Source organism: Paenibacillus forsythiae T98, assembly GCF_000520735.1.
Classification (GTDB): domain Bacteria; phylum Bacillota; class Bacilli; order Paenibacillales; family Paenibacillaceae; genus Paenibacillus_AQ; species Paenibacillus_AQ forsythiae.
On record NZ_ASSC01000838.1, the window covers coordinates 1 to 12,745 of the forward strand.

Below are 12,745 nucleotides of genomic sequence, written 5' to 3' on the forward strand. Positions count from 1 at the left end.
ACCGCGTCCTTTACGGTACGCCGGGCCGGAATAGCGGGAGCCCCTCCGAACTGAAGCCCCTCCAGCTTCTCCAGACTCGATTTGATTTCGTCCAGATAGCGGCTCATGGCATAGCGCTCGTTCACCCTGCGCAGCACCGTCTCCACCTCAATCCGGTTGATTGGCTTGCGGATGAAGAATTCGATGCCGCTCTCATACGCCCGGCCGACCATATCCTGATTCTCGATCTGCGAAATCATGACGAACTTGGACTTGCACCCCTGCGCCTGCAGGGAGCGGATGGTCTCAATCCCGTCCTGATCGGGCATGAGCAGATCCATCAGCACGATGTCGGGCGACTCCTCCAGGATTAGCCTTACGCCTTCCTGGCCGCTTTCGGCTGTCCCCGCCACTTCGCCAAGGCCGCTGTCCTCGATAATATGCTGCAGCATTCTCCTTGCGCTCCGGTCATCGTCTACAATACAGAAAGACAGAGGCATTCCCTACTCCTCCTTTCGCAGATTCTTCGTGGGAATGACGACCTTGAACATGGCTCCTCCCGCATAGGGGGCGTTGCTCACCGTGATCTCCCCCTCGAATAACCGGACGATGGTCTTTACATGCGAAAGTCCGATTCCCGTTGCCGCCACACCCTCATCGTCGAATTTGGTCGTGAAGCCCGGCTCGAACAGCAGCTCGCGGTCACGGTCTTTCACCCCGCCGCCGCTGTCGCTGACCGTCAGCACGGTCATATCCTCTTCTTCATCTATATTCAGATAAATGATTCCCGTATCCTTGATGGCCTCGACAGCATTAGCCGTGAGGTTATTAAGCAGCGTGAGCAGAGGAATATAGCTTGCGGTGGCATAATCGGAGGTGCTGTGCTGAACTATCGTGATATTCTTGCCCAGCATGTCGGCATACTTCCGGTTGCTCTTCACGGTAAAACGGAGAATGCCCGACAGCGGCATATCACCGGTGACTTCCCGGTCCACCAGCTTCGTCAACCCCGCCAGAATCCGCTGCGAGTCCTTCTTCACCTCATGAATCTGCTGCGTGATATGAAGCACCCTGCGGCTGTGGGCCGCCTCTGCGTCTTCTTTGAGGCTGCGATACAGCTCGTAGCTGTCCAGCGTAGCCTGTTCCAGCGTGCCGATCGATTTCTGTAGATAGAACACTTCCCCGTACAGGCCCGAACCGAAACCGAGCATCTGCTCCATCCGGCGGTTCTGCTCCTTCTGCACCAGCCTGAGCTGGCTGATCGAAATGCTGCTGTACAGACCGGTCGTAAAATAGGTCCTCAGCATGGCAATCGCCATCAGATAGGTCCACTCGTTCAGACGAAACGAGGTCGTTCCAAGCACAACCAGGCGGGTCAGCAGCTCCATTTCATTGGAGAGCAGATCAATGACCGCCGCCACAGCCCCCAGCACCAGCGGATGAAACCCGTCCATTCGTCCTTTTATGACGCCCATCAGCACGGCGAACACTATGTAATACACCATCGCGGAGCAGTGCCTGGCCAGAATCTCCAGCAGGGTGAAATCCGTTCCCGCCAGATCAAGGCCTGTCCGGAACAGCAGCACGGCTACGCCTGTAACAACGCCGGTGATTATAAACGGAAGATGCCGGAACAAAAGCAAAAACAGCAGAAATGCACTGCTGCCTAAGCCGATTCTGAAGATGTCGCCGGCGTAGGGATTAATCTTGAATTCCCCGGCAATCGCCGTTACGACCGCGACCAACAGAATCTGAATATATGGATGTCGGTTCAGCGGCTGCCCCATTAGCCAATACTCCCACGCGCTAGTATTAGCCATATCGTACCATAAACCGCTGTGAATTCCTACACAATACTATGAAAAACAACTGCATCAAACGCATCAGGCATTCTTCGCCTCCAAACGTTTGGACAGCAGGGACAGCAGATAATTGACTGTAAAATAGATCAGCGCGACGAGCAGCAGCGTCGGAATTGTATAGTTGAAGCCGTGCCCGATAATGATTCCGGCGTTGTGCATCAGCTCCGCCAGAGAAATAACGACCCCCAGCGACGTATCCTTCAGCAAGGAAATGAACTGGCTGACCAGCGGCGGAACCATCCGGCGGAGGCCCTGGGGAAGCACGATATGCCACAAGGTCTGCACGCTCGTAAGTCCCGACGAACGCGCCGCTTCGATCTGCCCTTTATCGACCGAAGCAAGCCCGGCACGCACAATCTCCGAAATCATGGCCCCTTCAAAAATCGTCAGCGCCGTAATCGCCGCAGCGACCGGCCCGAGCTTGATTCCGACCTCCGGCAGCGCAAAGCGCATGAAGAAGATCAGGAGCAGCAGCGGAAGGTTTCGGATGATTTCCACAAACACGAAGCTGATCTGCGACAATACCGGAATGTTCGTATAGCGGGTCACACCAAGGATACAGCCAAGCAGGAAGCTGAGAATAATCGCCACAAAAGCGACAAACAGCGTGATATACAATCCTTCCATTAGAAACTTGAGATTTTCCGCCGAATAAGCGCCGACAAAATCCATCGTTGGTCCTCCTTTCAATCCCGCAAAGTACCCGGAAGCTGCCCCGAAGCACTTTCTTCACTTTGTGGGGCCATCTCTCTTTTTCGGGGTCCCCGAAAAGTACCCGGAATTCACTTCGAAGCATCCTCTTCACTTTGTGGGGTTACTTCAGTATTTGCGCTGGAGCCGGCGTTCCCATACCCGCATCCCGTAGCTGAGCGGCAGAGTCAGCACCAGATAGAACAGCGCGACGAATACATAGGTATCGAATGTGCGGAACGTATCGCTGTTGACGATATCCGCGAAATACATCAGATCCAGCCCGGCCACGATCGTCAACACCGACGAGTTCTTGATCAGGTTGATGAACTGGTTGCCAAGCGGCGGAATAACCAGCTTGATCGCCTGCGGCAGCACGACATGGGTCATCGTCTGAACATAGGTCAGGCCCGATGAGCGAGCCGCCTCGGTCTGTCCTTTTGGAACGGCTGCAATGCCCGCCCGGATAGCTTCGGCAATAAAAGCCGAGGTGTACACAGCAAGGCCGATAGTCCCGGCCGTAAACCCGTCCAGAGATGAGCCGAATGCCGATGGACCATAGTAAAAAATATATACGACGAGCAGGAGTGGAATATTGCGGATAAACTCGGTGTATCCCGTCCCGAACCATCTCAGCGCTCTTACGGCAGAAATGCGGAATACCGCGATCAGGGTGCCGAGCAGAAAGCTCCCGACCAACGCCAGCAAGCTGGAAAGAACCGTACCGCGAAATCCCTCCATATAAGTGCCGAAATAATCCGTCAAAATGGAAAACTGCATCTTGATCACCTGCCTCTTGTTTCTTGATAACGATTGGCGTAATCCTGTACTTCTATCTCTTTATAATTTCTTGTTTTCCCCGCGCTCTCTTCACGGTCGCCCTCCGACAAGCACGAAAGGATGGCCTGCGGAAAATCGCCAGTCCCATCCTTTCGCTGATGCCGACTTTAAGCCGATTCTTCTTCTATTCCCCTCTTGCTGTGCATCCCCATGCACATGAAGCAGTAATCGCTACGCTCGTGCAAGCTTACTTGGCCGGCGCTTTGCCGATCCATTTTTCATAGATTTTGTCGTACTCGCCGCTCGATTTCAGCTCAGCCAGCGTGTCGTTGATCGCCTTGACTACCGCACTGTTGCCCTTTTGCACGGCGATGCCGTAAGGCTCGTCGGTGAACGGTTCGCCTACAACCTCATAGTTCGGGTCCTGAGCCGCCATACCATACAGAATCGCGTCGTCCGTTGTCAACGCATCGCCTTTGCCGGTCTTCAGCGCGTTGAACGCATCCTGGTAGTTGTCGAATTCGAGCACGGTTACGCCTGGAACTTTTTCCTTGATATTTTTAACCGAAGTGGAGCCTTTTGAGCCCAGCACTGTGGAGTCCTTCGTGATGTCGTCGATGCCTTTAATCGGGCTTCCTTTCTTCACCAGCAGCGACTGTCCGGCCTGGAAGTAGACGTCAGAGAAATCGACTTCTTTCTTGCGCTCTTCCGTAATCGTCATCGTCGCGACGACCATATCAATTTCGCCGTTGTTCAGCATCGGAATCCGCGTCTTGGAGGTAACCTCCTTCAGCTCAATCGCGTTCTCGTCGCCGAGGATATGCTTCGCGATCGCCTTGGAAATGTCGATGTCGAAGCCTTCAACATTGCCACTCGAAGGGTCCTTCAGACCGAACAGCTTCGTATCGTACTTCACGCCGACCAGCAGCTTGCCGCGTTCTTTAATCGTCGCGACTCCATCCGACCCGCTCTCTCCCGCCGACGCGTTGCTCCCGGCATTGTTGCTGTCGTTGCCGCATCCCGCCAGAATGAGCAGCATGACGATCATCATTGCACTTAACAATTTCCAACTCTTTTTCATATTCGCTTCTCCCCAATTCTTATATATTTTAGTGGCTTAATACCCTGCTGAGAAAAGTCCGTGTGCGCTCCTCGCGCGGATTGGCAAAGAACTCCGCCGGAGCGGCCTCCTCGACGATCTGTCCCTGATCCATGAAGATCACGCGGTCCGCCACCTCTCGGGCAAAGCCCATTTCGTGGGTAACGACGACCATCGTCATGCCTTCCTTGGCCAGCGTCCGCATAACATCCAACACCTCGCCGACCATTTCCGGATCGAGCGCCGACGTCGGTTCGTCGAACAGCATGATCTTGGGCTTCATCGCCAGCCCCCTGGCGATTGCCACACGCTGCTGCTGTCCGCCCGAGAGCTGGCTTGGATAGGCCTGCGCCTTGCCGGCAATGCCGACTTTTTCCAAATAATACATCGCCGTCTTCTCGGCCTCTGCCCTGGATACACCCAGCACCTTGACAGGCGCGAGCGTGATGTTGTCGATTACCTTCTTATGCGGATACAGATTGAAGTGCTGGAATACCATGCCGATATCCCGCCGGGCTTTGTTGATATCCGTCTTCTTGTCATTAATAGATACACCGTTAACGGTTAGCTGCCCTCTTGTGATCGTCTCCAGACGATTGATGCAGCGAAGCATCGTACTCTTGCCCGAACCGGACGGACCGACTACAACGACCACTTCCCCCTCCTCAACATGCAGATTGATGTCCTTGAGCACGTGGAAATGTCCATAATGTTTATCTACCTGTTGAAAATCGATCAACGACTGTCCCCCCTCGCTCGATGCTGCCCTGATATTTGAAATCTTCTAAAGCATATCTTGCTGTCAGCTATAGTAACACTTGAGAACAACCTTACTTTAACCCCTACAAAAAACTATATCTTCCTACAGAAGATTTCATATTCAAACCGCAAATTCGATTAAAAACTGTGAGGTATTTTATTTTCTTTTCCCGCTGATTAATGTTTTTTATCATATTGTTGTAACTTTTTGTGACATTATCTCTTGCCTTTACTTATTTAATTAAACAAAAAAACGCCCTATGGCGCTTCCGTCTCTCCTTATATGAAAAAAAAAGAAGCCGAGTCGACGTTGTCGATCCGGCTCCGCGCATTACCGCTTCAGAGCTAAAACAGAATTTTAAAAATAATGCCTGCCAGCACGGCGCTGATCGGAATCGTAATAAACCAGGTGACGACGATCCGGCCCGCTACTCCCCATTTGACCGCGGAAAAGCGCTTCGCCGAGCCGACGCCAAGAATCGCGGACGTAATCGCATGGGTCGTACTTGCCGGCAAATGCAACAGAGTCGCCGAGAAAATAACGGAAGCTGCCGAAATGTCGGCGGCAAACCCGTTGATCGGTTCGATTTTGAATATTTTGGTCCCCATCGTCTTGATAATCTTCCAGCCGCCGATTGAGGTGCCGAGCGCCATGGCGGTCGCAGCCGAAACTTTGACCCAAACCGGAACTTCCATCGTATCCAGACGGCCGGAGGTGACGAGCGCAAACGTAATAATCCCCATCGCTTTCTGCGCGTCGTTCGTTCCGTGAGTTAACGACTGGAAGGCGGCAGTTACAATCTGCATCGTGCGGAAGCCTTTGTTGACCGTATGGGGACTTCGCTTCGCAAATATCCATTTGAGCAGGGTCATGACAATATATCCGATAACGAAAGCGATAATCGGAGAGAAAATAAGCGCCTCGACAATATCCCTGAATCCGCTCCATTTGATATGATCCGGGCCCGCCCCCACATAAACCGCTCCGGCAAGCGCTCCGATCAGCGCATGGGAGGAGGCGGAGGGAATCCCGAACCACCAGGTGATCAGGTTCCAGATAATCGCGGCCACAAGCGTCGCGATGACGACTTCGACCCCGTTGTCCAGCTTCGTCGGATCGGTTATACTGCCGCCAATCGTCTTGGCTACCCCGGTAAACAGCATCGCCCCGACAAAGTTCATGCACGCCGCCATTATAATCGCTGTTCGCGGCGGTAGTGCCCGGGTCGATACGGAAGTCGCAATCGCATTCGCCGTATCGTGGAAGCCGTTAATGAAGTCAAAGCCGAGTGCGAGTATAATGACGATGCCTAGAACCAATAAAGATGATGTATCCATAGTTACTTGCCCCTTATGAGTTGCGCATAATAATTGATTCCAGTATGTTGGCTACGTCTTCGCATTTGTCCGTCGTCGTCTCCAGGCGCTCGTACAGCTCCTTGCGCTTGATCAGCTCGATCGGGTCCTTGACCTGCTCGAACAATGCCTTCGTACAGTTGCGCAGCACTTCATCGCCCTGATTCTCCAGATCGTTCAGCCGGATTGTATATTCACGGATAGCCAGAAGCTTCTTCTGCGACAGCAGGTGAACCGCCTTCTGAATCTCATAAGAGGACTGGCGGAGAATCTCGGCGAACTGGCCGATGTACTCGTCTGTCTCGGTCATGTTGTACATATAGAAGCGGGAAGCGGAAGCTTCAAGTCCGTCGATGACATCATCCATGCGCGTGATCAGCGCCATGATATCGTCACGTTCCAGCGGGGTGATAAACGTCTTGTTCAGTTCTTTAATGACCTTGTGCGTATATGTATCGCACTGGGATTCATATTTCTTCATTTCTCCGGCAAACAGTTCCAGATTGCTCAGATCGGAAAGATGCTGGGCGAAATAATCCGCAGCCTGGACGATCGTATCGGCCATATTTTCAAGCGTCTCGAAGAAGATGTCCTTTTTTCTCAGCTTCATATTGTAAACTCCTTTACATAAAGTTCCATGGAACGGGTGGAAGCATCCAAATGTAAACGCAGTATTAAAGTGAATGACAACCTTTGTTATCTTAACATATCGCCCGGAAGGATAGAAAGTAAAAACAACCGAACTTTTTTACATTGAAATCACAATTTGTCGAACGAGGAAAAAGAATTCGCTATTTTCGGCATCTTTGGAACGATATGGATCTCCCTATACTGTTCGCACCCGTGCGGTATCTTATACTCCTGTGCGTCGGCTTCAAGAGGCCGTAACTGTAACATGGCTCTCAAACGAGGGAGTGTTCGGCACAATCAAAAAATGGGTGACTCCCGGATACAGCGCCGCCTCCTTGCCGCCCTGCACGAACCTTATGGCGTCGCCGGCTTTGCGGACCCATCTGCCCCTAATGACCTCCCCGCGCTGGAACAGCATGGCTTCTCCTCCAAGCTCCAGGTTGACGGACAGCCTGCCTGCCTCATCAAGCACCTTATGGTCCGTCCCCATCACGATCACGTTGGCCGCTTCGACCGGCTCTCCGCTGTCCTTGTCGAGATGCTGCTTGCCGTTAACCCATCTGGCATAGGCGCGGGACGCCGAATCGTACTTGTAATCCACCGTATAGCTCTGGAGCAGGAAATGGAGCTTGAATGCGGACGCGGGTTCCCCGCCCACCGGAACATAATCCGGGTCGGTAAAAAGATAATCCGGTACGTTGGCAGCCCCGTCGTATCCGAACCTCTCCGCTCCGGCCCGAAGCTTGTCTGCGCTCGTATATAAATTGTGGGGGGCCTTACGGTCCTTATCCCGCCAGAAATAGGCCCCGGCTCTGCCGATTTCATCCAAGTCCTCCTTATGCTCCCCTTGCAAAATAGCATAGGCTGCCGGACTTCCGCCCGCATGCACGGTAACGCCGCCGTAGGAACCGCCGATGTCGATCAGGTACGGACGGATGCTGCGGACCGGTCCGATCTTGGGGACGTCCGCCTGGCTCTGATAAATCGCAATCAACCGTGTGATTCCCCCTTCGGCCAACACCTCATACAGAAGATCGGCCTTGGTCAGTCCGGACTGGGGACGGGCGGGGGGCGCGTTGTTGATCATCACGGCAAGCGGCCGCGGCAGAGCCGTATCACCGGCAGGAAGGCCGGTTAACCCGGACACGGACACCGGGGACAGGACAGGCGACGATGACGGAACCGGTGTTGCCGGAGCCGGAGCCGCCGGGGATAGCAGCGGGGCGCTGGACACGCCGCCGGGCTCCGTGGCTTGCGGACCGCAGGCGGAGAGAGCAAGCGAGGCCAGCAGTATTCCTGCCGCCAGCCTGGAACGGGAACGGTTTAGCATCATAAACACAAACGTCCTCCTTAACGGATTTTAGGCTATCCTTCCATTTAAGCACAGCCTGGCCTTTTTGTCTCGCAGCCGGCAGGCGGGTACTGCCGTCTTCCAGGAAGATCGGCGGCTATGACCCAAGCACAAAAACCCGCAAGAGGATCACTTGGTCAAGTGGCCCTCTTACGGGTTGCAGTTCAGCTAAGCCTTCTGTCAGTTGCATCAGTATTATTCGAATTTCCAGCAGTTCAGGCTGAGCGTGCCGTATTGGTACGCCTGAAATATCCGCTGCGCCCGCCTTCCGTCATCCGCCGCGCCCATCGCGTAGAACAGCGGAACAAAATGCTCCTTGCCGTAGGAAGGAACGGCGTCGCGGATATGGGGAGCCTGCTTGTCATAGGCGAACAGCGCTTCGAGATCCCAAGCCTCCAGCTTCTCCGCAATCCAGCCGTCGAAGGCCACCGCCCATTCGGCCGGCTCGCCGCCGCTTTCAAGCATCCTCAAGTTATGAACCAGCCCTCCGCTGCCGATAACCAGCACGCCTTCCTCCCTGAGCGGCGAGAGCATGCGTCCGATGGCATACTGCTCCGCCGGCGATCTCAGTGAATCGACCGACAACGCCACGACCGGAATATCGGCATCCGGAAACATTCGCTTCAGTATAACCCAGACGCCATGATCGATTCCCCGTCCCCGCACGGGCTGATGGGACAGGTTGCCTGCGGAGAACAGATCGCCAATCCGGCGATTGAGGCCGGCATCTCCGGGGGCCGGATAGACAAGCCGGTACATCTCCTCGGGGAATCCGTAGAAATCATACAGCGTCTCATGGCGTTCATCCACCGTAACCGCCTGCTTCGGGCTGTCCCAATGCGCCGAGAACACGGCGATACCTCGCGGGCGAGGCAGCTCACGGCCGAGCCTCTCCAAAAAACCGGTATAGTCATTATCCTCAATCGCAAGCAGAGGGGAGCCGTGTGCGATAAAAAATGCCGGAATTTTCATTGATGCCAACCTCCCAGGAACAGGGTTTTGGGTGTGCATCTTTATTTTAACGTTTCCAGCCGGGTAATGCGAGTAAAGCAACCTTCCTAGATCATCCAATTTTGCCATTCTTCCTGCAAATGTTCCTGTTCGTTCATCCACTCTTTTGTCCGCTTAAACAATTGCTGCTGGGCCGGGCCCGAAGAGAAGGTATGATCGGCCTGAAATATGATCTCCTTATCGCAGCGTCCGTCGGCACGGGTCCAGAACAGCTTCTGATATAAGAAAGCGTAGTCCACCGGAATTACATCGTCTGAGGTTCCATGGATCACAAGCACATCGCCGCCAAATTTGCCGGCCTCCTGAAAGGGTTGAAACTCGGCCAGCGAGTTAAAATATACCGGTGTGAAGCTGAATCCGGCATGGTCGGCGGCACCGGTCTGCACCGCCTGGTCGTACGCTTCCCGTCCGACAATTTTTACGATATCATTAAAGGGATAGCCGACAGCCGCCCATAGCACAAGATTCTTCACCCGGCGGTCCCTTACCGCTGTAAGCAGGGCGACGGCGCCCCCGAGACTGTGGCCGATCAGCGTCACCCGGGTGGGATCGACATCGGCGCAACCCAGACCGTAATCAAGCACCGTCCGCGTCTGGGCAATCATGGACTCCACGTCCTGGGCTCCGTAATTGCCGCTGCTCTCGCCGCAGCCGATATAGTCGAAGCGGATAACCATGTATCCGTCACCGGCCAGTTCGCGGGCAGCCTTGACGAACAGACGGTCCACCCCGATCCGGCTGCCGATGAACCCGTGGCAGATGACCACGAGCGGCACACGGTTCTTGCAACGGCCGGAGCTCCCTTCCTTTGCCGGATAATGAATGCTGGCTGTCAGTTCCTCTCCCTTATGCCGGATGACGATCGCCCGTTCCATGGCTGTACCTCCTGTCATTAATTGCTAACCTAATTTATAATTATTCCGATTAATTTACTTTGATTTATATTTTTATAATAGCCTTCCCCCATTCTTTTGTCAATACTGCCTCCGCATCGGGCGGAAATCATCCGGTTTCCAAGGCATGCCTTTGCAAACGAACAATGACCCGCCAAAGGGACGGTTGTTCCACAGGCAGGTCATTGTTCATGGGTCAGTCAGAATGCAGCCGGACAGCCGCCGGTGCGGTTAACGCGTTCATGAAATATCGCCTGTTCCCCGTTCTTCCGGCCGTTCTTTCATCCGATCCCGGGAAGCACCGGCGGCGCTGTTCCACAGACTGAAGCCATCCGAGCCGCCCCAGTCGCAGACTCCGTTGCCGGAAACCGGGCCGTATTCCGCCGAATATTCCGTATCCTGTTCATCCTTTTTGCGTCCCAAGAGTCCCGCCTCCTTTATTCTCCAAATAACCGGAAATTGCCTTATCAGTATTGCCTTCGGGAACTCTATTATGCAGGGCCGGATGCTCGTCCTTGCACGTTGCAACCGGGCAACCGTATACTCATCGTAGAGAATATTCCGCATGCGGCACTGGAGGTCTGCATTTACAAGATGAAAGTCAGGGACATGATCAAGGAAAACAACCGCCTCAGGGAAAAAATGACGCCGGCCAACCGCTCCTTCTTCGAGGATATGATTCTGGCGCTGCGCGCAAGCCGGGTAGACGCCGTGCGGACGGAGGAGATGCTCCTTGAGGCAGCCGACAAGCTGCTGCGCGCGCAGGCAAAGGGCCGAACCGCGAAGCAAATCTTCGGCAGCGACCCGGAAGAATATTTCCGGGAAGCCATCGACAGCGCACCCGCCCGCCCCAAGCGCGGAAAAATACAGCACTACGCCATGATTTCCTGGTCGGCGCTCACCCTGCTGCTGGGCTTGCAGGGCATTGCCGGAATGATTACCGTATGGAGTCAGGGAACGGCCGGAACGTTTGGCACCATAAGCCTGTTCACAATAATTGCCGCAGCCTTCGGCTCCATTGTCTTCATGGAACTGCTGATGAAATGGCTCGCTTCCCTGTCCGAGGACGATGCCCCCAGAATGAGCGGATTCAATATCAAAGCACTCGGTATATACATTGGCGCCGCTGTCGCCGTAGTGTTCGCGGGATTATTTTTAAGAGGGCTGTTCCCGGTATTTACACTGCCGCCCTGGATCAGTCTGCTGATCTTCGCCTGCGGGCTTATCGGCCTAAGGTTGATCTTCTTCCGCAAGTAGATCACCCGCCAAGCAGGTCTGTCCTGTCCAAATCCAGAATCCTTAAGCGGAGCCAGGCGTGAAGTCCCTGCCTTGGGTTCCCGCCTTACAGCCAGGGAGGTCAAATTCATGAATAAAACCGCCATTATCGCCCTAGCAGCCGCGCTGCTCCTTGTCTTGACAGAGCCGGGGCCGCAGCTGGCCGCCGCACAGAAGGCCACCGCTCCAGCAGGGCAAAAGCCGGCCCCCGGCGTTACGCCCCAGGCTAAAGCCCGCCATGCCGAGGCGGTCTACAAAGCTTATTTGTCGCTGCTGTCCTCATCCGCTAATCTGCCGGAGGCGATCAGCTATTTGAACGCCAATATATACGCCGCCGGGTCATACCGCGCCATGCTCATGACTCTGAGGCTGGAAAATGCCCAAAGGGCGGCGCTGTCCGCATGGCAGGATAAATTTGCCATACAAGGAATTCAGCGCGAGCTGACGGAGCTTTATGAGCCCGGGGATAGCCTTGCGGAGCTGGCGGGCAAGACGAAGAAGGCCAATTTGCGCTTGATGCTGGAGCGAGCCGTGAAGTGCGGATACAAGCTGGAGACGGCCGAGGGGTCTTTTTTCCCGGTTATTGATTATGCCGCTTACCGGAAATACAAGCTGTATGTAACGAGTGACATTCGCGACTATATAACCATCATGGCTATCGAATCGGATCTTCCGTCAAACAAGGACAACGGGCTTATTATTGCCTGGGCGGAGGTGGCGTCCCGCGCGCTGGCCCAGGAAGCCTTCATCGCCGCCTATCCGCGTTCAAACCGGATCGAGGCGGTAAAGTCGTTATTCCGGACGTATGAAATCGATACGTTCTATGGTCTCAGCAATACGCCGCTGTTCCATTACGATAATCTGGAAATGGATCTGGAAGCGAGCAAAGCCTATACGGCGGTTCTGGCCAAAAATAACGGCGAAAGTCCGTACCTGGAGAAGCTGGGCGGGTTCATGAAGCTGCTGAAGGAGCATGACTACAAGCTTACCGATGAAATCGAGGAATACCGCAGGCAGGTTGCGCCTCAGGAAATTCCCGCCACGGAGCCGTCCGCCGGTG

At 54.4% G+C, this 12,745-nt stretch carries 14 protein-coding genes; 2 read left to right on the forward strand and 12 right to left on the reverse strand.

Annotated features, from left to right (window positions below):
* From L692_RS0125500 to L692_RS0125555, 12 genes are all read right to left on the reverse strand, one after another.
* Positions 1–479: response regulator (locus L692_RS0125500; RefSeq protein ID WP_025702723.1), on the reverse strand; the 479-nt coding region annotated here is incomplete at its 3' end.
* 3 nt (positions 480–482) lie between these two features.
* Positions 483–1,766, reverse strand: coding sequence for an ATP-binding protein (locus L692_RS0125505; RefSeq protein ID WP_025702724.1), 1,284 nt, complete (start codon positions 1,764–1,766; stop codon positions 483–485).
* 96 nt (positions 1,767–1,862) lie between these two features.
* Positions 1,863–2,513 carry an amino acid ABC transporter permease gene (locus tag L692_RS0125510; protein ID WP_025702725.1) on the reverse strand — a complete coding sequence of 217 codons (651 nt, stop codon included), beginning with the start codon at positions 2,511–2,513 and terminating at the stop codon, positions 1,863–1,865.
* Positions 2,514–2,660: 147 nt separating this feature from the next.
* Positions 2,661–3,311: an amino acid ABC transporter permease gene (locus L692_RS0125515; RefSeq protein WP_025702726.1), complete on the reverse strand. Its 651-nt coding sequence runs from the start codon at positions 3,309–3,311 to the stop codon at positions 2,661–2,663.
* Between the two features lie 247 nt (positions 3,312–3,558).
* Positions 3,559–4,392 (reverse strand): transporter substrate-binding domain-containing protein, encoded by an 834-nt coding sequence (locus tag L692_RS0125520; protein ID WP_025702727.1) that lies wholly within the window; start codon positions 4,390–4,392, stop codon positions 3,559–3,561.
* A gap of 28 nt (positions 4,393–4,420) precedes the next feature.
* Positions 4,421–5,149: an amino acid ABC transporter ATP-binding protein gene (locus L692_RS0125525; protein WP_025702728.1), complete on the reverse strand. Its 729-nt coding sequence runs from the start codon at positions 5,147–5,149 to the stop codon at positions 4,421–4,423.
* Between the two features lie 365 nt (positions 5,150–5,514).
* Positions 5,515–6,507 carry an inorganic phosphate transporter gene (locus tag L692_RS0125530; protein ID WP_025702729.1) on the reverse strand — a complete coding sequence of 331 codons (993 nt, stop codon included), beginning with the start codon at positions 6,505–6,507 and terminating at the stop codon, positions 5,515–5,517.
* Positions 6,508–6,520: 13 nt separating this feature from the next.
* Positions 6,521–7,135, reverse strand: a complete 615-nt coding sequence (locus L692_RS0125535; protein WP_025702730.1) for a DUF47 domain-containing protein — start codon at positions 7,133–7,135, stop codon at positions 6,521–6,523.
* Positions 7,136–7,399: 264 nt separating this feature from the next.
* Complete coding sequence (locus tag L692_RS0125540; protein WP_025702731.1) at positions 7,400–8,488, reverse strand: DUF3048 domain-containing protein; 1,089 nt, start codon at positions 8,486–8,488, stop codon at positions 7,400–7,402.
* A gap of 213 nt (positions 8,489–8,701) precedes the next feature.
* On the reverse strand, positions 8,702–9,478 hold the full coding sequence (locus L692_RS0125545; RefSeq protein WP_025702732.1) for a DODA-type extradiol aromatic ring-opening family dioxygenase: 777 nt from the start codon (positions 9,476–9,478) through the stop codon (positions 8,702–8,704).
* An 86-nt stretch (positions 9,479–9,564) separates the two neighbouring features.
* Positions 9,565–10,392, reverse strand: coding sequence for an alpha/beta hydrolase family protein (locus L692_RS0125550; protein ID WP_025702733.1), 828 nt, complete (start codon positions 10,390–10,392; stop codon positions 9,565–9,567).
* Between the two features lie 258 nt (positions 10,393–10,650).
* On the reverse strand, positions 10,651–10,833 hold the full coding sequence (locus L692_RS0125555; RefSeq protein WP_025702734.1) for a hypothetical protein: 183 nt from the start codon (positions 10,831–10,833) through the stop codon (positions 10,651–10,653).
* 171 nt (positions 10,834–11,004) lie between these two features.
* Between L692_RS0125555 and L692_RS0125560 the strand changes: the two genes are divergently transcribed.
* Together L692_RS0125560 and L692_RS30880 are read left to right on the forward strand one after the other, a co-directional pair.
* Positions 11,005–11,667 carry a DUF1129 family protein gene (locus L692_RS0125560; RefSeq protein ID WP_025702735.1) on the forward strand — a complete coding sequence of 221 codons (663 nt, stop codon included), beginning with the start codon at positions 11,005–11,007 and terminating at the stop codon, positions 11,665–11,667.
* Positions 11,668–11,775: 108 nt separating this feature from the next.
* On the forward strand, positions 11,776–12,745 hold a 970-nt coding region (locus tag L692_RS30880; RefSeq protein ID WP_025702736.1), incomplete at its 3' end, for a hypothetical protein.

Coding starts and splice junctions, on each gene's coding strand:
- L692_RS0125505 (WP_025702724.1), bottom strand. CDS start 1,766: ATGGGGCAGCCGCTGAACCGACATCCATATATTCAGATTCTGTTGGTC.
- L692_RS0125510 (WP_025702725.1), bottom strand. CDS start 2,513: ATGGATTTTGTCGGCGCTTATTCGGCGGAAAATCTCAAGTTTCTAATG.
- L692_RS0125515 (WP_025702726.1), bottom strand. CDS start 3,311: ATGCAGTTTTCCATTTTGACGGATTATTTCGGCACTTATATGGAGGGA.
- L692_RS0125520 (WP_025702727.1), bottom strand. CDS start 4,392: ATGAAAAAGAGTTGGAAATTGTTAAGTGCAATGATGATCGTCATGCTG.
- L692_RS0125530 (WP_025702729.1), bottom strand. CDS start 6,507: ATGGATACATCATCTTTATTGGTTCTAGGCATCGTCATTATACTCGCA.
- L692_RS0125535 (WP_025702730.1), bottom strand. CDS start 7,135: ATGAAGCTGAGAAAAAAGGACATCTTCTTCGAGACGCTTGAAAATATG.
- L692_RS0125540 (WP_025702731.1), bottom strand. CDS start 8,488: ATGATGCTAAACCGTTCCCGTTCCAGGCTGGCGGCAGGAATACTGCTG.
- L692_RS0125545 (WP_025702732.1), bottom strand. CDS start 9,478: ATGAAAATTCCGGCATTTTTTATCGCACACGGCTCCCCTCTGCTTGCG.
- L692_RS0125550 (WP_025702733.1), bottom strand. CDS start 10,392: ATGGAACGGGCGATCGTCATCCGGCATAAGGGAGAGGAACTGACAGCC.
- L692_RS0125560 (WP_025702735.1), top strand. CDS start 11,005: ATGAAAGTCAGGGACATGATCAAGGAAAACAACCGCCTCAGGGAAAAA.